General features: G+C 58.4%; 16 protein-coding genes and 7 pseudogenes. 15 read left to right on the top strand and 8 right to left on the bottom strand.

Annotated features, from left to right (window positions below):
* The 10 genes and pseudogenes from EOA38_RS00110 to EOA38_RS40020 form a co-directional block, all read left to right on the top strand.
* On the top strand, positions 1-385 hold a 385-nt coding region (locus EOA38_RS00110; protein ID WP_127298252.1), incomplete at its 5' end, for a DUF269 domain-containing protein.
* Between the two features lie 90 nt (positions 386-475).
* A complete protein-coding gene (locus EOA38_RS00105) occupies positions 476-634 on the top strand; it encodes a CCE_0567 family metalloprotein (protein ID WP_224571204.1) in 159 nt (52 codons plus the stop codon).
* A pseudogene (gene fdxB, locus EOA38_RS00100) lies at positions 631-947 on the top strand (ferredoxin III, nif-specific). The gene EOA38_RS00105 and the pseudogene fdxB (EOA38_RS00100) overlap by 4 nt, the downstream one beginning before the upstream one ends.
* Entirely contained in the window at positions 853-1,218 is a 366-nt protein-coding gene (locus EOA38_RS41045; RefSeq protein ID WP_348627494.1) for an exopolysaccharide production repressor protein, read from the top strand. Before fdxB (EOA38_RS00100) ends, EOA38_RS41045 begins: the two are co-directional and overlap by 95 nt.
* 236 nt (positions 1,219-1,454) lie before the next feature.
* Positions 1,455-2,468 carry a 1-aminocyclopropane-1-carboxylate deaminase gene (locus tag EOA38_RS00090; protein WP_024505903.1) on the top strand — a complete coding sequence of 338 codons (1,014 nt, stop codon included), beginning with the start codon at positions 1,455-1,457 and terminating at the stop codon, positions 2,466-2,468.
* Positions 2,469-3,065: 597 nt separating this feature from the next.
* A complete protein-coding gene (locus EOA38_RS00085) occupies positions 3,066-4,223 on the top strand; it encodes a TlpA disulfide reductase family protein (RefSeq protein ID WP_126080608.1) in 1,158 nt (385 codons plus the stop codon).
* A 324-nt stretch (positions 4,224-4,547) separates the two neighbouring features.
* A pseudogene (locus EOA38_RS00080) lies at positions 4,548-4,986 on the top strand (DUF269 domain-containing protein).
* A gap of 46 nt (positions 4,987-5,032) precedes the next feature.
* Positions 5,033-5,236: a CCE_0567 family metalloprotein gene (locus EOA38_RS00075; RefSeq protein ID WP_063169367.1), complete on the top strand. Its 204-nt coding sequence runs from the start codon at positions 5,033-5,035 to the stop codon at positions 5,234-5,236.
* Positions 5,233-5,550 (top strand): ferredoxin III, nif-specific, encoded by a 318-nt coding sequence (fdxB, locus tag EOA38_RS00070; RefSeq protein WP_189343318.1) that lies wholly within the window; start codon positions 5,233-5,235, stop codon positions 5,548-5,550. Before EOA38_RS00075 ends, fdxB (EOA38_RS00070) begins: the two co-directional genes overlap by 4 nt.
* Positions 5,551-5,622: 72 nt before the next feature.
* Positions 5,623-5,700: pseudogene (locus tag EOA38_RS40020) on the top strand (hypothetical protein); the annotation flags it as partial.
* Between the two features lie 36 nt (positions 5,701-5,736).
* Here EOA38_RS40020 and EOA38_RS00060 read toward each other — a convergent pair.
* Positions 5,737-6,409, bottom strand: a pseudogene (locus tag EOA38_RS00060) (transposase); the annotation flags it as partial.
* A 26-nt stretch (positions 6,410-6,435) separates the two neighbouring features.
* On the opposite strand from EOA38_RS00060, the pseudogene EOA38_RS00055 reads away from it, so the two are divergent.
* A pseudogene (locus tag EOA38_RS00055) lies at positions 6,436-6,549 on the top strand (aminocyclopropane-1-carboxylate deaminase/D-cysteine desulfhydrase family protein); the annotation flags it as partial.
* Between the two features lie 401 nt (positions 6,550-6,950).
* Here the strand turns inward: EOA38_RS00055 and EOA38_RS00050 are convergent.
* Together EOA38_RS00050 and EOA38_RS00045 are read right to left on the bottom strand one after the other, a co-directional pair.
* Positions 6,951-7,679 carry an SDR family oxidoreductase gene (locus EOA38_RS00050; RefSeq protein WP_126080609.1) on the bottom strand — a complete coding sequence of 243 codons (729 nt, stop codon included), beginning with the start codon at positions 7,677-7,679 and terminating at the stop codon, positions 6,951-6,953.
* Between the two features lie 432 nt (positions 7,680-8,111).
* Entirely contained in the window at positions 8,112-9,212 is a 1,101-nt protein-coding gene (locus EOA38_RS00045; RefSeq protein WP_348526306.1) for a redoxin domain-containing protein, read from the bottom strand.
* On the opposite strand from EOA38_RS00045, the gene EOA38_RS38880 reads away from it, so the two are divergent.
* The 3 genes and pseudogenes from EOA38_RS38880 to EOA38_RS38875 form a co-directional block, all read left to right on the top strand.
* Positions 9,196-9,468 (top strand): hypothetical protein, encoded by a 273-nt coding sequence (locus tag EOA38_RS38880; protein ID WP_189353850.1) that lies wholly within the window; start codon positions 9,196-9,198, stop codon positions 9,466-9,468. The two genes, EOA38_RS00045 and EOA38_RS38880, sit on opposite strands and share 17 nt — an antisense overlap.
* A 195-nt stretch (positions 9,469-9,663) precedes the next feature.
* Positions 9,664-10,106 (top strand): annotated as a pseudogene (locus tag EOA38_RS00040) (transposase); the annotation flags it as partial.
* Positions 10,101-10,491, top strand: a pseudogene (locus EOA38_RS38875) (ATP-binding protein); the annotation flags it as partial. The pseudogenes EOA38_RS00040 and EOA38_RS38875, both read left to right, overlap by 6 nt.
* Before the next feature lie 169 nt (positions 10,492-10,660).
* Here EOA38_RS38875 and EOA38_RS00035 read toward each other — a convergent pair.
* The 5 genes from EOA38_RS00035 to EOA38_RS00015 form a co-directional block, all read right to left on the bottom strand.
* On the bottom strand, positions 10,661-11,212 hold the full coding sequence (locus EOA38_RS00035; RefSeq protein WP_126080611.1) for an SET domain-containing protein-lysine N-methyltransferase: 552 nt from the start codon (positions 11,210-11,212) through the stop codon (positions 10,661-10,663).
* 592 nt (positions 11,213-11,804) lie between these two features.
* The gene (locus EOA38_RS00030) at positions 11,805-12,800 is read right to left on the bottom strand and encodes a 2-oxoglutarate and iron-dependent oxygenase domain-containing protein (protein WP_126080612.1); all 996 of its coding nucleotides are present in this window, start codon (positions 12,798-12,800) and stop codon (positions 11,805-11,807) included.
* Positions 12,801-12,961: 161 nt separating this feature from the next.
* On the bottom strand, positions 12,962-13,669 hold the full coding sequence (locus EOA38_RS00025; protein ID WP_126080613.1) for a class I SAM-dependent methyltransferase: 708 nt from the start codon (positions 13,667-13,669) through the stop codon (positions 12,962-12,964).
* A 702-nt stretch (positions 13,670-14,371) separates the two neighbouring features.
* On the bottom strand, positions 14,372-15,403 hold the full coding sequence (locus EOA38_RS00020; protein ID WP_164762826.1) for a GlxA family transcriptional regulator: 1,032 nt from the start codon (positions 15,401-15,403) through the stop codon (positions 14,372-14,374).
* 84 nt (positions 15,404-15,487) lie between these two features.
* Complete coding sequence (locus EOA38_RS00015) at positions 15,488-16,180, bottom strand: B12-binding domain-containing protein (RefSeq protein ID WP_127298249.1); 693 nt, start codon at positions 16,178-16,180, stop codon at positions 15,488-15,490.
* A gap of 272 nt (positions 16,181-16,452) precedes the next feature.
* On the opposite strand from EOA38_RS00015, the gene EOA38_RS00005 reads away from it, so the two are divergent.
* Positions 16,453-17,525 (top strand): trimethylamine methyltransferase family protein (locus tag EOA38_RS00005; protein WP_127298248.1); only part of this gene is annotated, 1,073 nt, incomplete at its 3' end.

Genomic DNA, 17,525 nt, shown 5'->3' with positions numbered 1-17,525 from the left:
GGCCCTTGCTTCCCCGTTCGTCAAATGCCTCCTGCGGCTCATTCGTACTCAGGATTCCTTCGGCTTATGGGAAGGCCATTCGGATGCCGAGCTGCTGGCCGAGTTCATCATCACCAAGCAACAGCAACGTGCGGTACCCTTTGGCGGCGATCCCGATCCTGACGCGCTGTGGAGGCTCGACATGTTTTACACCGCCGTAGCGCTTGCGATCGAGGAGCGCTCCGGCGTGTCGACGTCGCCGACAATAGAAATGAAACCCGTGGGGGCTTCCGGCGGTTGGGCGTTCTGTCGAGACGTCCACCGGTTCGGCTTCGAGACTTTCCGCAAACTTGCTGAGGCCGGTACGAAACTGGTCGACGATGCGACTGCAGCCATTGAAGCCTAGCCCGAGATGGAGCGCATCAAGAAACCATTGTTCCAGAAAGGATCTATGTCAGACCTAGATAGGATGAGGAAAAAAGTCTGAAAGCTCCAGTTGCGTGCAGCTATTGCCAAGATGGCATTGCAGGACCTCGTCGAGGGTCTGCCGGGCAAGTGGGCCGACATACAGGAAGTCGCCGAGAAAACCCAAGCCGTTTATGCCGAGTTGGATGTTGCCAAGAGAGAACTCGCTTCAATGAAGAATTTAGGATGATGCGCACATTCACCACCCGTGACGGCTCCATTTGGATGCCGCCGTACCTGACCTCCATCGATAGCAAACCTGCATCGGCTGCTGCCGTTGTTTCAAGGTCTGCTCGCGCGATGTCATGCATCTTCACGGCGTTGATGATGCGGGTGAAATCCTCGGCCCCTGCGATGACGAGGACGACGATTTCGACGGCAAGCTCAATCGCATGATCATGGTTGTCGATGATGCCGGCCGCTGCATCGGCTGCGGAGCCTGCGGCCGCGTCTGCCCCAAGAACTGCCAGACGCATGTTGCGGCCGACGAGCTCGCAACATGATCTGGCGAAAACCAGGGGAGCGGCGTGCACTTCATCTTTTTGTCGGCTCGTGGGGCTGGTCCTGTGCAGCAATGCGTCGATGGTTTACTTCGCTTTGGATTCGCTCCGTGTGGCAGTCGTCACGACGCTGGCCTGTTCGCTGCTGCTTCAGGCCGGCTCCTTCGGCCGCGTGCTCTTTCTGATCTGGCAGTCCTCTAGCCGCGCTCGTGGAACTCGCCACAGGGGCCAGCATGCCGATGGTTACAGGAAAGCTCGGGTACCAGTCGTCTGACTCTGATCAACTGCGGAATGCAATTTTCAGCTGTGTCCCGGCTTGGTCGAATGCCCAGCATGTGCTGCTGCTTTGATGCGCGGATGACAGGATCAGTGCTCAGACCCACACCAATTTTGGTCACCCTCTGATGACTGAGCTGATCGTATAGGGAATCTGTGTTCGGCTAACACGCGACCATACCCCTGGGCTGACCGGTGCGTAGCCGGTTCAGGTACTTTTTTGCTGGAGATAGCATGCTGGAAAAATTCGAACGTTATCCGCTCACCTTTGGACCCACGCCGATCGAGAGGCTCGACCGCCTCGGCAAGCATCTGGGCGACAAGGTGGAAATCTACGTCAAACGCGAGGACTGCAACTCCGGTCTCGCGTTCGGCGGAAACAAGCTGCGCAAGCTCGAATACATTGTGCCCGACGCGATCGCGTCAGATGCCGATACGCTCGTCACAATCGGTGGCGTGCAGTCCAACCATACGCGCATGGTCGCTGCGGTCGCCGCCAAGATCGGCATGAAATGCCTCCTGGTCCAGGAGAGCTGGGTCCCACATGATGATGCTGTCTACGACCGGGTCGGCAATATCCTCTTGAGCCGCATCATGGGGGCAGAGGTGCGCCTGGTTGACGAGGGCTTTGACATCGGCATCCGCCGCAGCTGGGAAAAGGCACTTTATGAAGTCAAGGCAAGGGGCGGCAGGCCATATGCGATACCTGCCGGCGCCTCTGTCCACAAATACGGCGGCCTGGGCTATGTGGGGTTCGCTGAGGAGGTGCGTGCCCAGGAAGAGCAGCTTGGGTTTGCCTTCGACTATATCGTCGTCTGTACGGTGACTGGTTCAACCCACGGCGGCATGCTCGTCGGGTTCGCCAAGGATGGTCGACAGCGCAACGTGATCGGTATCGATGCCTCCGCCATGCCCGCCAAGACCAAGGCGCAGGTGCTCGGCATCGCCCAAAATACAGCGAAGCTCGTCCACCTCGGAGCGGAAATTGTCGAGGCAGACGTGGTGTTGTTCATGGACTACGCGTACCCGGGTTATGGCGTTCCATCGGAGGAAACCAAAGAGGCAATCCGTTTGTGCGCGCGGCTCGAGGGCATGATTACGGACCCCGTTTACGAGGGCAAATCGATGCAAGGGATGATCGACCTCGTCCAGAGGGGCTTCTTTCCACAGGGATCGAGGGTCCTCTACGCACATCTAGGCGGCGCGCCGGCGATCAACGGGTACGGCTACACCTTTCGCAACGGCTGACGTTCGGCAGTCTGCGATTCCGCGGTCGCGCTCGAACGTGGGTAGGTAGCGTCGTTCGAGCGCTTGGCTGGAGAAGTGGAGGCAGCGACGGGCATCCACTAATTGGTACCATTACGTGCTGTCGGGGCTCAACGCCACGCGCATTGAGCGCATGCCGCCGTTGGCAACCGCGAGGCGAATTTTGACTCCGGGGCAAGAATCCACACGCGGCGGTGGCGGCACGAGGACCAAGCCGGCGAGTTCGCGCTTTCGAACTGGCGCCAAACTGCCACTGCTCGAGGACCGAGGCCAGTCTAATCACAGGCGAGCCGTCCAAGCTCTCAAGAGATAGGGCGAAACCCGACAGCGGCAGAAGACATGTCGGGTTCACGACAATCGGCCGCATTTAGCCTCGTGGAGAATTTCAAAGCATTTCCCGCCGCTTACCGGAGCTGAGGGAATTGGCACCTCCGTTGCAGCTTGATGTGCGGCAACACGGTGAGAGCTTCGCTGAAGCAAGCCAGAGGGAGCGATGCCCTCGAGACCGTGTCCGATTTTGACGGGAAAATATTCCGCGACAAAAGAGACGAAAGGTGTGGAATGACTTTGGACACCAAGATGGAACTGCGTATGGGGTCCCCGGCTCCTGCGATCAAAGTGGAGAACTGGCTGCGTGGCGAGCCCCTCACGAACTTTCGGCCCGGCAAGGTCTACCTCGTTGAGTTTTGGGCGACTTGGTGCGGACCATGTGTCGACGCCATGCCCCATTTGATCGAACTGCAGGAGAAATATGAAGGCAGCGGATTTGAGGCGGTCGGAGTTGCCGCCTGCGAACAGGGTCCTACCGCAGACGAGGCGCGGACCAACGTGGATGCCTGGCTGACCGAGAAGTTCCCGAATCTGAATTATCGTATCGGGTTCGATTACATTGGCGAAATGAACAAGCTCTGGATGGATCCCAGCTCTTCGATTGGGATTCCCACCTCGTTCGTGGTCGACCGCGACGGCCACATCGCTTTTATCGGCCACCCGGCGGAACTCGATGACGTTTTGCCGAAAGTCCTTAACGGCAGCTGGCGCAGCAGCTATGAAGCGAAAGCCGCCGATGCAAAGCGCATCGCGCATAACCAACTTGCAGCGCGCGAAATGTCGCTTACCGGGCCGATATACGCCAAACTTGAGCCGGCGATGCAGGCCGAGAATTGGACGGCGGCGCTCTTGGCCATCGAAGAAGGCCTCGCCTTGATGCCAGACTCTTTTGATTTTCGGCAGATTCATGCGGATCTTCTGCTTCACAAGCTGCGCGACATCAAGACCGGCATGCCGGTCATGCGAGAATTGGTCGAGGACGCGATCGACAAAACGTCCGACGCGGTGTCGTGGATGGCCTTGGCCCTCAACCAACTCTTCGATCCCACGATGGACAATTCCCATCTTCCGCGCGCGGAGCGCTTTGCGATGGGCAACGAGCTCTCGGAACAGATACTGGCACTCAATCCCCCGAACGGCGATGGCCCGTTTAAATACCGCCGGTACCTCCCGGTAGCTCAGTATTATTACGAGAGCGGCAACAAAGATCGCGCAATCGAGTTGATCGAGGTGGCACTGAAATCGGTGGACCGGCTGGGGCCAATTCCGGACCACACCAAACAGTACTATCTTACCCCATTGCTCGAAGCACTGGCCAACTACACGGGTGAGCCTGCCTGTCACGCGGATCTTTGTGTGGCTCCGCAAAAGAAGGCACCCGAAACTCAAAACGCAGTCACTTCCTGAGCAAGAATCGCGAAGGGACTGACAATTGGAATTGAACACTGGCCAATCCGCCCATCGAAGCTCTCTTCGCAGCAAGTATGTCGATGCAGCAGGGCGGCGGCTTGCGGCAGGTTGGATTTCAATTGCGTTGACCACCGGTCGGATCGCGGCGCAGACGATGTGCGCCGCGAATTCGCGCCGCAGGTCTCGCACTCGTGGACATGTCGAGGTCGGCCACGGGGCACTCTTGGGGTTGGCCCGCCCAAGCCATTCGTCGGCCACGCAAGCGGACCCGGAGTGGGCATCGCAGGAAAAGGAAATCGTACCTCGAAGACGAAGACTGAAATGACGAACAACGAAATTCCTCCGGTTGGCCCTGCTGTCAACAATGACGAAGAAGCCCTTGCTTCCCCGTTCGTCAAATGCCTCCTGCGGCTCATTCGTACTCAGGATTCCTTCGGCTTATGGGAAGGCCATTCGGATGCCGAGCTGCTGGCCGAGTTCATCATCACCAAGCAACAGCAACGTGCGGTACCCTTTGGCGGCGATCCTCGATCCTGACGCGCTGTGGAGGCTCGACATGTTTTACACCGCCGTAGCGCTTGCGATCGAGGAGCGCTCCGGCGTGTCGACGTCGCCAATAATTGGAATGAAGCCCCTGCGGGCTTCCAGCGGTTGGGCGTTCTGTCGAGACGTCCACCGGTTCGGCTTCGAGACTTTCCGCAAACTTGCTGAGGCCGGTACGAAACTGGTCGACGATGCGACTGCAGCCATTGAAGCCTAGCCCGAGATGGAGCGCATCAACAAAACCATTGTTCCAGGAAGGATCTATGTCAGACCTAGATAAGATGAGGAAGAAAGTCCGAAAGCTCCAGTTGCGTGCAGCTATTGCCAAGATGGCATTGCAGGACCTTGTCGAGGGTCTGCCGGGCAAGTGGGCCGACATACAGGAAGTCGCCGAGAAAACCCAAGCCGTTTATGCCGAGTTGGATGTTGCCAAGAGAGAACTCGCTTCAATGAAGAATTTAGGATGATGCGCACATTCACCACCCGTGACGGCTCCATTTGGATGCCGTCGTACCTGACCTCCATCGATAGCAAGACCTGCATCGGCTGCTGCCGTTGTTTCAAGGTCTGCTCGCGCGATGTGATGCATCTTCACGGCGTTGATGATGCGGGTGAAATCCTCGGCCCCTGCGATGACGAGGACGACGATTTCGACGGCAAGCTCAATCGCATGATCATGGTTGTCGAAGATGCCGGCCGCTGCATAGGCTGCGGAGCCTGCGGCCGCGTCTGCCCCAAGAACTGCCAGACGCATGTTGCGGCCGACCAGCTCGCAACATGATCTGGCGAAAACCAGGAGAACGGCGTTGCACTTCATCTTTTTGTCGGCTCGTGGGGCTGGTCCTGTGCAGCAATGCGTCGATGGTTTACTTCGCTTTGGATTCTCCGTGTGGCAGTCGTCACGACGCTGGCCTGTTCGCTGCTGCTTCAGGCCGGCTACTTCGGCCGCGTGCTCTTTCTGAGCTGGTCATGCGGCTTGGCGCAAAGCAAGCTTCTTGTGCTCGCGCAGGTCATCCATGTTGATGTAGCGGTTGGCCTCCATCCAGTTTTCGTTGGTTTCGACGGCCAGCGCCCTGACCAGGCGCAGGCAGCTTTCGGCGTTCGGGAAGATGCGCACGACATAGGTGCGCCGGCGGATTTCCTCGTTGAGGCGTTCCAGCATGTTGGTGGACTTCAGGTGCTTGTGGTGCTGGCGCGGCAGGCAAAAGAAGGTCAGCGTGCATTCGATGGTCTCCTCTCCCCAGCTCGTCAGTCGCGGATAGCGGCCCGACCATTTGGCAAGCCATGCGGCGAGATCGGCCTTGGCCTCGGCGAGATCGCGCGGTCGTAGAGCCAGCGCAACTCCTGCAGGCAATCATCGCCACGATTTCTCGGCAGGTGATCGAGCGCGTTCCTGAGGCACGTAGCAGCGCTGCCAGGCGGGCTTCGGGGATCACCCCGCCGATCGCCGCCACCAGGCTGGCATGATCGTCGGACACGACCAGTTCGACGCCCCTGAGCCCGCGCGCCTTCAGCGCGACGAGGAAATCCCTCCAGGCCGAGCGGCTTTCGCGATTAGCCATCTCGACGGCCAAGATCTGGCGCCGGCCGTCCCAATCGATGCCGACAGCGATCAGCACCGCCTGGCTCATGACGACGCCGCCCGACGCGATCGCGCCAGATGCCCGATACGCTCGTCACAACCGGTGGCGTGCAGTCCAACCATACGCGCATGGTCGCTGCGGTCGCCGCCAAGACCGGCATGAGATGCCTCCTGGTCCAGGAGAGCTGGGTCCCACATGGACATCCGCGCCTGGTTCAGCCCTAGCGGTGAAGGCATGGCAGCAAGCTCAGCGCCGCTAAACAACACATCGCCAAGGCATGCGAACATTGCATGCTCTCTCGCTCGAACACGCCGCGGCGGGGGCGCTCGTCTCCACGTAGAAGGACCAGATTTGCCATCGAGCCTTCTCCTGTTCACGGCAAATTTCACCCTAAATGCACCGCCGCCTCGGAGATTGGCCCCAGCAGATGTCCGTAGGCAATCATTCTCTGACGTTGCCGAGCGGCGGAACTGGGCGCCATATTCCTTTACCATCAGACGGACCCGGTTCTCGACGTCGCGGCTGATAGCGACAAGGCAGGTGCCAGCGGGAGGATGGCGTTCCAGCGGCCCGCCCCAGTTCGAAATACGACTAACCGTCACGGAAGACTTAACTTGGCAGTTCGGCCACCGTCTACGACAAAAATCTGGCCGGTGACGAATGCAGCTTCGTCGGAGGCAATCCATGCGACCATGGCGGCAACTTCCTCAACGCGGCCTGTTCGGCCCAACGGATGAATGGTACCAAGCCGTTCCAGTGCCTTCTCGGGCAAAGCGGCGACGAAATCGACATTGAGATCCGTATCGATCCAACCAGGCGCTACGCCATTGCAGCGCACCCCGTCTTGCCCGCCGTCCACCGCTACGGCGCGTGTAAGGCCATGCAGCCCAGCCTTCGAGGCACAATATGCCGCGTGCCCTGGGTTAGAGGCCAATCCCTCTATCGAGCCAACATTGACGATTGAGCCACGGCTTCTGCGAAGATGAGGCATGGCGCGACGGATCAGCAGGAAAGGAGCATCAAGATTCAGCGCCATTGTGCGTCGCCACTCGTCAAGCCCGGTATCATCTACCCTTGCTTCAACCATGCACCCAGCGTTGTTGACCAGGATATCGAGGCGGCCAGCCTGTCGAACGACATGGTCAATTACCATGTTCGGAACGCCGGGGTCGCAAAGGTCCGCGACTATCCCTTCTCTATGACCGGTCGCCTCGAGCTGAACCGCAAATACTCTGGCCCCGTCGCTGGCAAGTCTGTCGGCGATTGCCGCCCCAATGCCGCGGCTAGCCCCGGTCACTAAGGCGACCTTCCCCATAAAACGCTTCATTCGGCTGCCCTTTCGCCATTCACCGTTACAAGCATGCCGACGCGAGACGCACGCGCAGGCCGGTTTAATCCGGACACCTTCTCCCGCGTGGTCAAGGCCTACTCCACCCCGTCGGCGATGCGACCATTAAGCGGCCGCAAGATGAATAGGCGTCTCTGACTCCGAAGGCCCAACCTGATGGCCGTGCGCGACGCACGAGCCCGGTCCGGCGCCGCGATTCGTTGCTCTTAGTCGATTTGAACTGAAATGCGAGCATCTGCGCTGACGCTTCTTTCTTCGTTAGGTGCCCGGGCTTTGTCCCATACCACCATGATTTCATGGGTTTCAAAGGCATCCTCAGAACATGTTTAGTAACACCCTGTATATTGATGCCAATTCAGCTGCGATGGACCCATATGCCTGAACGAATTGGCCCGTAAGCCCTTCTTGCTATCAAACCCTTTTATGCTTTCTCCTCGGCCCGCCCTGCGATCGTGCCTTCAGGACATTGCTTTGCGGAGCCGCACAGAGGGCGCCGTAATAAACCTCCTCACCCTTGTAGTTGGCTAAGGCCTGCAGCAAGTTCGGTAGAAGGTGTTGTTTCAGCTCGTCCAGCATAGGGTCCGCACTGTCCAGCGATTTCAGTGCGAACTCGATTAGCTCAATCGCACGATCTTGGTTGCCGCTCTCGTGATAGTATCGAGCCACCGCCGGATAAGTCCGGAACTTGTGGCCGTCGCCTTGGAGTGGATTGCGTGCCAGGATATGCTCGGCCAACTCTTTGCCGAGCGCGAAGCGCTCATGAGACGGAAAGTGCGAGTGGTCGTGCGCCGGACCGAAAAGTTGGTCTAATGTTGCCAGCAGCCAATGCTCGGAGTTCCTTTCGATCGCGTCGCGAGCCAATTGGCGTATGACAGGCAACCCGGCCGGCATGTCTTGCATTCTGTGAAGCAATACATGCGCCTGAGCCAAGCGGAAGTTGATGTCGTCGGGCATCAAGGCGCTGCCCTCTTCGACTGCTGAGAGTGCCGTCTCCCAGTCCTCTTTTCTCACTGCGGCCCAAAATCTCCTATTAATTGACTTGGTCAACGCTTGTTCGCGCTCGGCGATCCGCTTCGAGTCGACTTTCGATGCGTCGCTGGTGCGCCAGCGGCCGTTGAGCACTCTCGCCAAGACCTCGTTAAGTCGAGTAGCGTGACCGATATAGGCGATACGACCGTCTGCATCGATTACAAACAAGATCGGAAATTCGCCAGAAAAGCTTGCTTCCATCCAACGCTTTTTCATTTGGCCCGTATGGTCGAACGCGATCGGAAAATTCAGGTTCGAGCACTTTTCGGTCAACCACGCGTCCAGCTTGACCCGCGCCTCAACCGTCGATAGCGCGCCTTCATGAGCCGCGACCACGATGACCTCGAGCCCACTGTGCTTGAACCTTTCCTGCATCTGCATCAGATGGTGCATCGCCGCCGCACATGGTTCACTCCCAGTTGCCCAAAATTCGACGACGTATACTTTGCCGGGCTGGAAATGTGCGATGGGCTCGCCGCGCACCCAAGTCTCCACATTGATCGAAGGAGCCGGCGACCCCATCTGCAAAACCATATTGCTCTCCAACGCCATCCCAAAGCTGCGCGGCTTTATGGCAAGCTGTTCCCTGAGAGACGGTGCACCGAGTCGACTGAAAGGAGGCCTCTATCGTCAGGCGGGCTTCGATGCAGTCAGCCGTCAATCAGTTTTGCCGCATTTCAACCAGCAAAGGCCGTGCCAGCGCGCTGAACGCCCGCTGACGGCATTAATTTACCTTTGAAAACATCCATGTGTAATGATGCGGACATTTTTGTCAGGTGTTTGTTTCGAATCCGCCATTTTGTCAGTTGCTGTCGGTCTGGGCGTTTAGAGTCCTCGCGCCAGACTGCGATGGGGCAGCAGCACCTGAATACAGACCTGCCACTGAGAATTTCCTCCATCTGAGACTAGAGTCAGGGTCCTTGATTACGGACTGATGAAGACAAAGCGATTTACGGAAGAGCAGATCATCGCGGTTATGCGCGAGCATGAAGAGGGTGCGAAGGCTGGCGATCTTGCCCGCAAGCACGGGATCTCCGAGGCGACGCTGTATAGCTGGAAGGCCAAGTATGGCGGGATGGACGTCTCCGACGCCAAGCGCCTGAGGCCTTGGAAGACGAGAACGCCAAGCTAAAGAAGCTGCTCGCCGACGCTCGAAGCCTCGGCAGTGCGCGAGCTTCTGTCGAAAAAAGTTAGGACCCGCCGCCAAGCGCGAATCCGTAGCGCATCTGCAGGCCGTCATGGGCCTATCGGAGCGTCGGGCCTGTCCTTCGTCGGCGCCGATCGCAAGATGATTGATACCAGTCTGGCCGACCGCCAGAGACACAGCTGCGTGGTCGGCTGCGCGACCTCACGCACGAGCGTCGACGCTTCGGTTACCTGCCCGTCGTCCACGGTGGCGGCAATCTGTTCTTCCAACTCGCAAACGCCCGCTACGAGAAGGGCGCAATGATTGTTACCTCAAATCGCGGCTTCGCCGAATGGGGCGAGGTCTTCGGCGACCCTCGTCGCAACCGCACTTCTCGATCGCCTGCTTCACCATGCGGTCGTCGTCCAGATCGAAGGATCGAGTTATCGGCTCCGCCAGCACGCCGAGCTCATGCCAGAACACTTGCGATCAAAAGCCTCCATCACATTGCCGACATTAAATTCACCATCGCGACCGCGCGGCCGGCCACCGAAAAATGGACACCCCCACCGGGACAGCCTGAGCGGCGAAACTGGGGAATTTTACTTCGGCACTTTTGGGGACGAGTGGCATTGACAGGTGACGCGCAGGGGATTGCACAGATTGTGCGCACACGTTGGTTCAAGGCAGTTCATCTGAAGTCCGCTACTGGCCAGAGGCCGCGCACGCTCACCGCGGCGCGCAACACTGTCAGGGCGGCACTGCCAACGAGCAGGTCATCCGACGCATGTTGCGTTCCCTGGGGCTAAGCAACCCTATCTCTCTCTTGGAAGGTGCCTTGGGTTTTCTTGAGGTACGGTGCGTAAAAACCCGATACGAGCAGAGGATGATCGCGAGGCAATGTGGAGAAGCCTCCGGCTGAGCCTCGGCAATTTCTAGACGAACAAAGACATACCGATACCCCAATGCACTCGAATTCCGATGTAGCGTAGTTCCACGTCACTTCGGCGCCAGAAGAGATATGCTGAATGGCGACGAAGTCGTAGGCCCCGAAGCGATTGGGCACAATCGCTAAGTTTGGATCACAACAATGATTCACAATGACAGCCGGCTTATGAAAGAGAGCATGGACATTCCAGTCCAGTTGAAAGGAGTTTGTCGTTCGAACCGTTTCCATACGGTCAATTAGCCCGATGACGACAATTTCCCCCGGCAGGAAGTCGCGAGCAGCGAATACCCCGCGCCCCCTTTCTCCTCCCGTGCTGAGGATTTTTACGTTGCGGGCATTGAGCTGCTTTGCGCACGCGACGTCATCCGTCAAAATAGACAGATCTTGGTTTATGTGAGTATCAGACATACTGTTTCTTTCGCCTGCTCGATTGAGGGATGAGTACTTTTCGCCAGAGGTCGCTTGGAATTTCGCTGTTTTCGGAACGTCCTCCTAAAATCCCGATGGTTCCAAGTAATTTACGAAGTTGGGGGCTTGTCCATGTTTTGCGCCTTAGGTCCCAGTCAGCGGCGCCTACTGTCTCTCCCAGGAAACACTCAAAAATCGTGCCGATTCACCCGCCCGGCAGCCGAGGATTTTGATTTCTCTCGGCTATTTGACTGAGGCTAACGAAGAGATTGCCTATCACGCGTGTGTAGCGAATCCGACAGACCAGCAGGCGAAGTGGTGACAACGCGTCTGCAAGCGAGCAGTTTATCCTGCTGCGGATGGTGCGCGTGACACGCCAGCCGGGGGTCCAGGTCTCGAAAGCGTTAGCATACCGCAGGAAGTGGCTGCAAAACCCCTGTTGCCGCCAGATGCCGCGCACATTGAGTTTCAAAGGCGCGGTCAAGGGACTAATGCGTGACAATACTGTCCCACCTATGGCGTTTTCTGAGTTCGACTGGGCCGCTTCGACCCCGCAGTGTATTGTCACGCGAGTAGGCGGCGGCCCGCTCTCTCATGCTTTGGCCAAATGAGCATAACTTGCTGCGAAACGCCCGAGTTTGTGTTCGCCGCAAGTCACCGGCCGGTAGCGCAGAGGGTTGCTGTCAGTGACACATGAGGCCAATGGCTCAATGATCGCATCGAAATCAGCATCGATAAAGAAGGGGATTGAGTATCGCTCACGCCCTGAGCTATTCACTACGCGATGTAGGTTGGCCAGATAGACACCGTTGGTGAGCCGCTGAAGCAGGTCCCCGACGTTGATTATGAAAGTACCGTGGATCGGCGTGCCTTGTACCCAATCGCCGTCTCGGTTCATGACCTGAAGACCGCCGACGTCGTCCTGTGCAAGGATGGTCAAATTGCCGTAGTCGGTGTGGGCGCCGATTCCGATCATGTCTTCGCTGATATAACCACTCTGCGGCGGGTAGTGAAGCAGCCGCTGAATGCTGATCGGGTTCCGCATGAGGTCCTCGAAATAGCTTTCCGCCAGGTCCAGACTGAGCGCAATTCCCTGCAAAAGTTTTTTCGATAGGCCCACCATCTCTTGATGGTATCTGTATGTCAGCTCCCGAAACTCGGGCCAACCTGAGGGCCACTGGTTAGGACCAAAAAAGGGACCTTCTAAGGTCGAACGTTCAGGTCCGAAGTCGAAGCACTCCTTGAGGTCTTTGGTCTTGCCCGGATCGGTGTTCTCGCCGAACAGCTCAATGTAACCGCGAAAGGCCGAATCGGAATTGCCAATATGCAGTGACGACTTCTGCGACAATGGCAAATTAAAAAACCTGCGGCTCACATCAAACACCGATTGTATGAAATCCTGCGGGACTCCGTGGTTCTTCACATACATGAATCCAGTATTGGAAAGCGCCCACCGTATCTCCCTGGCCACCACCTGTTTGTTCGTACCGTTGAGGAGCGGTCCGATGTCGACCACCGGTATTTTGTCAAAGCTTTCGCGTTTTGCGCGCAGCTTATCGTCTAGTCTGGCTACTAAACCTTTGGACATTAGTACACCTTTGTTTTGCCGATTGAAGCCGACGCATAGCTGCCGGCCATTTGGATTTATCGTGACGCGAAGTAGTACTGAAACGCGCCACCGTGCTGGAAATACCCCTACTCGTCTTTAGGTCATCCACAACAGGGTTTCGCTCCCGAGGCAGAGCATGATCACAACCCCTGTCGCTCTGCCGCGCTGACCTTCTCGGGCACTTGAAAGACCCAATAGTCCGCACGCTCCTCGGCCACGTATCTGCCGTTGCTTAGACACTGCGCCAGTAAAAGAACGCCCTCATCCTGCAGACGCCGCGCTTCGTCCTCGAAGAATGCGGCCTCGGCGTAGCTCTTGCGGATGCTTGTGATGATGAATCCTTTCGGGCGCGTGACGCGAGCCAGCTCGCGCAGCCCGTCTGGTCTAACGTGCCCAAGTGTAAAGACACCGCAGCAAACCGTGATATCATAGCCCGCGTCGGCGTACTCAGAGAGTACTCCGTTAAGGTCGACACAGTCTTGGACATGACGGTAGACTCGGGTTTGCCGCGCCTTTTCGGCCATCTCTTTGGAAAGATCGAACCCATCGATCAGCCCGAAGCCGAGGCGTTCCAGTTGCACGCCGACAAGGCCTGTTCCGCAGCCAGCATCCAGGATTGTGATGGCAGTTCGCTCGCTGCTCAAATAGGCTGCCTGCACGGTGCCCGCTAGTTCCGCCACGATCATCGGGCCGTAGTACCCCTCGGAGCCAACATCCACATCGTAGGCCCCAGCCCATCCCCGATAGAATTGGGTTAGGCGATCGGCGTCGCCCTCGAGTACGAGGGCGTCCCTGATGCGCTGTCGTGCGACTTGTTCCAGTGTCGTCTGCTGATCGACGGTATTCATGGCAACTCCTCTGATAGGCATAATCGGAAGCGGCTATTCGGCTCCTGATGCCAACTCTCAAATGTGAGAATCAAAGCTCGTGCCAATTGGCCAAAAGCCCGAAGAAAAGCAATTTTGATGAATTCTGCTATCAGGCTGAGGCACAACAACACAACATTGCTCCAACGAAGCCTGTCCGCAAACAACAAAGCCGACAAAGTGTCGGGTTGTGAACTTGCGACCCAGCGTACAGCACTGCCCGCGAACTCATGAAAATCCCGCGCGCCTCCTACGTTGTCAGCTCTATCAATTCCAGTGGCCTGCTATGTGGTGGGTCCGGAATGAGCTGGTACGGGTTGATCAGCCCGGTGCTCGATTGCCATTGGCAATGCAGATGCGGTCGAAGATTTGCGGCCGAAGGAGGCGTCCGCTGGGACTATCGCCGTTTTGGGGCAGGTCAGGATTGCCCTGGCGCTGGAGTCAGTGATGAGGCGCTAAGCTGGGCTTTGGATGGTGTCCTCTCGGACAGCCCAGGACGTCATCCAGCGGCAGACGACGATGGCTTCTTCGGTCGACGTCAGGCACGGTGCTCTTCGACGCCTCGGCTCCCATCGGAGCATCGGCCCGATCGCGTTGAGCGCGAAAGCCAGGCTGCCGAGGTGCTTGCCAATTGATGGCACGTGGGTTTTGCGGGGCTCGTAAGGGGGCGTCACCGAGTATGGGTCAGCCGCGACAGGTACTGGGGTTGGCGCCGAAGGCTTCGCGGAAGCACTTCGAAAAATGTGAGGCCGACACGAAACCACAGGCGACCGCGATCTCAATAATCGGCAACTCTGTTTGTGCAATGAGACGCTTCGCGCGGCTAAGTCTCAAATGCAGGTAAAAGCGCATGGGAGACAACGAAACCGATCGCTGGAAGAGCCGTTCAATCTGACGCTGTGAGCGGCCGACACATCTTGCGATGTCGCGTAAGGGCAGCGGGTCCTCAATATGCTCCTCCATAATGCGAATCACTTCGGCGACCGGCTTGCAGATGCCGGCTTCGCCGCCATTCATGGTCCATTGTCTATCAGAGGCAGGGCGCCAATACCCGGCAGTCGTATGTCGGCAGACGGTCAACGCAATGTCTCTGCCGAGGCGTTCGCTGATCAGCTCCATAACGAGGTCGAACGACGCAAATTCTCCTGCGCAAGTGAGGAGGTGACTATCACGAACGAATAGCCGGTCAGTGACCTGAAGCCGGCCAAATTTTTCAGAGAAAGCGGCTCTCTTGTCCCAATGGATTGTGCACGCGGTGCCGTCCAGCAACCCGCTGTCCGCCAACAGCCATGTCGCCGTACCCAACGCTGTGATTGGAACACCATGCCGCTTGCAAAGCCGAAGAATCTTGCTGAGAGCAGCAGACGTCTGCCTTTCGACCCGTTCGCCTGCACAGACAATGACCATGTTCGTACCTTTGCCAGCCGGAACGCATTCGCCGGTGCTAGCGAAGTCGCTGCCGACCGACAGGACGAACCCGCTGGCGCATTCAACCGGCTGGCCATCCAGGCTTGCAATCGTCCACTCGAAGAATGATCGACCGGACACAGAATTCGCGATGCGAAGGGGATCTACAAATGACGAAAGGCTGAGTAGCGAAAATCCGGGAAGTGCCAGGATAACCAGTCGGTATACGTCCTGCGTGTCGATCACCTGCCGGCTGGGGTTCCATCCCACGATCCGCGAATGATCTCCTGTTGAAAATGGCGCATTCATAAGGTCATACATCCTGGTTGATGGTGATCAACATCGAGCGGCCGCAAACGACACCGGCGCCTTCAGGGTTGGCACCGCAGCCATTCAACTACGGGTGTTATGCTTGCGCTTCATGAAGTCCTTGGCGGTCTCGACAGCCACCGCCGCGTCGCGGCAATAGGCATCGGCGCCGACGGCCTTGCCGAATTCCTCGTTCAGCGGCGCACCGCCGACCAGCACGACATAGTCGTCGCGAATGCCCTTTTCCTTCATCGTGTCGATGACGACCTTCATGTAGGGCATGGTGGTGGTGAGCAGCGCCGACATGCCGATGATGTCGGGCTGATGCTGTTCGATCGCGTCGAGATATTTCTCGACCGCATTGTTGATGCCGAGGTCGATGACGTCGAAGCCGGCGCCTTCCATCATCATGCCGACAAGGTTCTTGCCGATGTCGTGGATGTCGCCCTTGACGGTGCCGATCACCATCTTGCCTTGCTTCGGCGCGCCGGTGGCGGCGAGCAGCGGGCGCAGGATGGCCATGCCGGCCTTCATGGCGTTGGCCGACAGCAGCACTTCCGGCACGAATAGGATGCCGTCGCGGAAATCCTCGCCGACAATGCGCATGCCTTCGACCAGCGCTTCAGTGAGCACCGTGTAGGGCTGCCAGCCGCGCTCGAGAAGGATGTTGGTGCCTTCCTCGATCTCTTCCTTCAGCCCGTCATAGAGGTCGTCGTGCATCTGCTGCACGAGCTCCTCGTCGGAAAGCTCGGAAAGGATGATCTCGTCGTCGGACATTTTTTCTCGGGCTCCTTGCTGCTCGGAATGCTTGCTGCAGCCTAAAATCGATGCGCCAATACCTAACCCGCGAGGGCAAGGTAGCCATAGCTGATTTGCGACTTCCCGCAAAAGGAAAGCGACTGAAAAGTTGGCGCTTTTCTTGTCGATTTTGCGACAGGCGTTGGCGCTGGCTGGCCGTTTCGAATAGGGTGCATGGCTACGATCCGGCAAGAAGCGGCGACAAACAGGGCCGCGAGCCAATCCAGGCCAAATCCATAGGAAGAACGATCATGAGCGATAACGCGTCAGTGGAGCAGGAAGCGTCGGGCGGAAGACGCGGACGCGGCGCCAGCGGCGGCGCGGCGGCACGCCGGGCGGCCCGTTCGGGCGGCGGTCCGGGCACGCAGCTCACCTACATCAAGCGCAAGATCAACGTCTACGAGGTCCTCGACGAGGAAGGCCTGGCGCTGATCGAGAAGAACACCGACACGGTGCTGGAAGAGATCGGCATCATTTTCCGCGACGACGCCGAGGCGCTCGCGCTCTGGAAAGAGGCTGGCGCCGACGTGAAGGGCGAGCGCGTGCATTTCCCCAAAGGCCTCTGCCGCTCGCTGCTCAAGACCGCGCCCTCCATCTACACCCAGCATGCGCGCAATCCCGAGCGCTCGGTGCAGATCGGCGGCAATGCGACGGTGTTCGCGCCGGTCTACGGCCCGCCCTTCGTGCGCGACCTCGACGGCAACCGCCGCTACGCGACGCTCGAGGATTTCCAGAATTTCGTGAAGCTCGCCTATATGGCGCCGTCGATCCACCATTCGGGCGGCACGGTGTGCGAGCCGGTCGACGTGCCGGTCAACAAGCGGCATCTCGATATGGTCTATTCGCACATCCGCTATTCGGACAAACCGTTCATGGGCTCGGTCACCGCGCCAGAGCGGGCGGAAGACACCGTTGCCATGGCCAAGATCGTGTTCGGCGACGACTTCGTCGAGAACAACACGGTGCTGACCAGCCTGATCAACGCCAACTCGCCGATGGTGTTCGACGAGACCATGCTCGGGGCGCTGAAGGTCTACTCGCGCCACAACCAGGCCTGCATCGTCACGCCTTTCATCCTGGCCGGCGCGATGAGCCCGGTGACGGTCGCCGGCACGCTGACGCAGGTGCTGGCCGAGGTGCTCGCCGGCGCCTCGTTCACGCAGCTCATCCGCCCCGGCGCGCCGGTGCTGTTCGGTACCTTCGCCTCGTCCATCTCGATGCAGTCGGGCGCGCCGACCTTCGGCACGCCGGAGCCGTCGCTGGTCTCCTATGGCGCCGCACAGCTCGCCCGCCGTCTCGGCCTGCCGTTCCGCACCGGCGGCTC

The organism is Mesorhizobium sp. M1E.F.Ca.ET.041.01.1.1 (assembly GCF_003997355.1).
Taxonomy (GTDB): Bacteria; Pseudomonadota; Alphaproteobacteria; order Rhizobiales; family Rhizobiaceae; genus Mesorhizobium.
The sequence above is the reverse complement of the archived record's forward strand: the minus strand, read 5'-3'. Positions and strand labels throughout refer to the sequence as shown.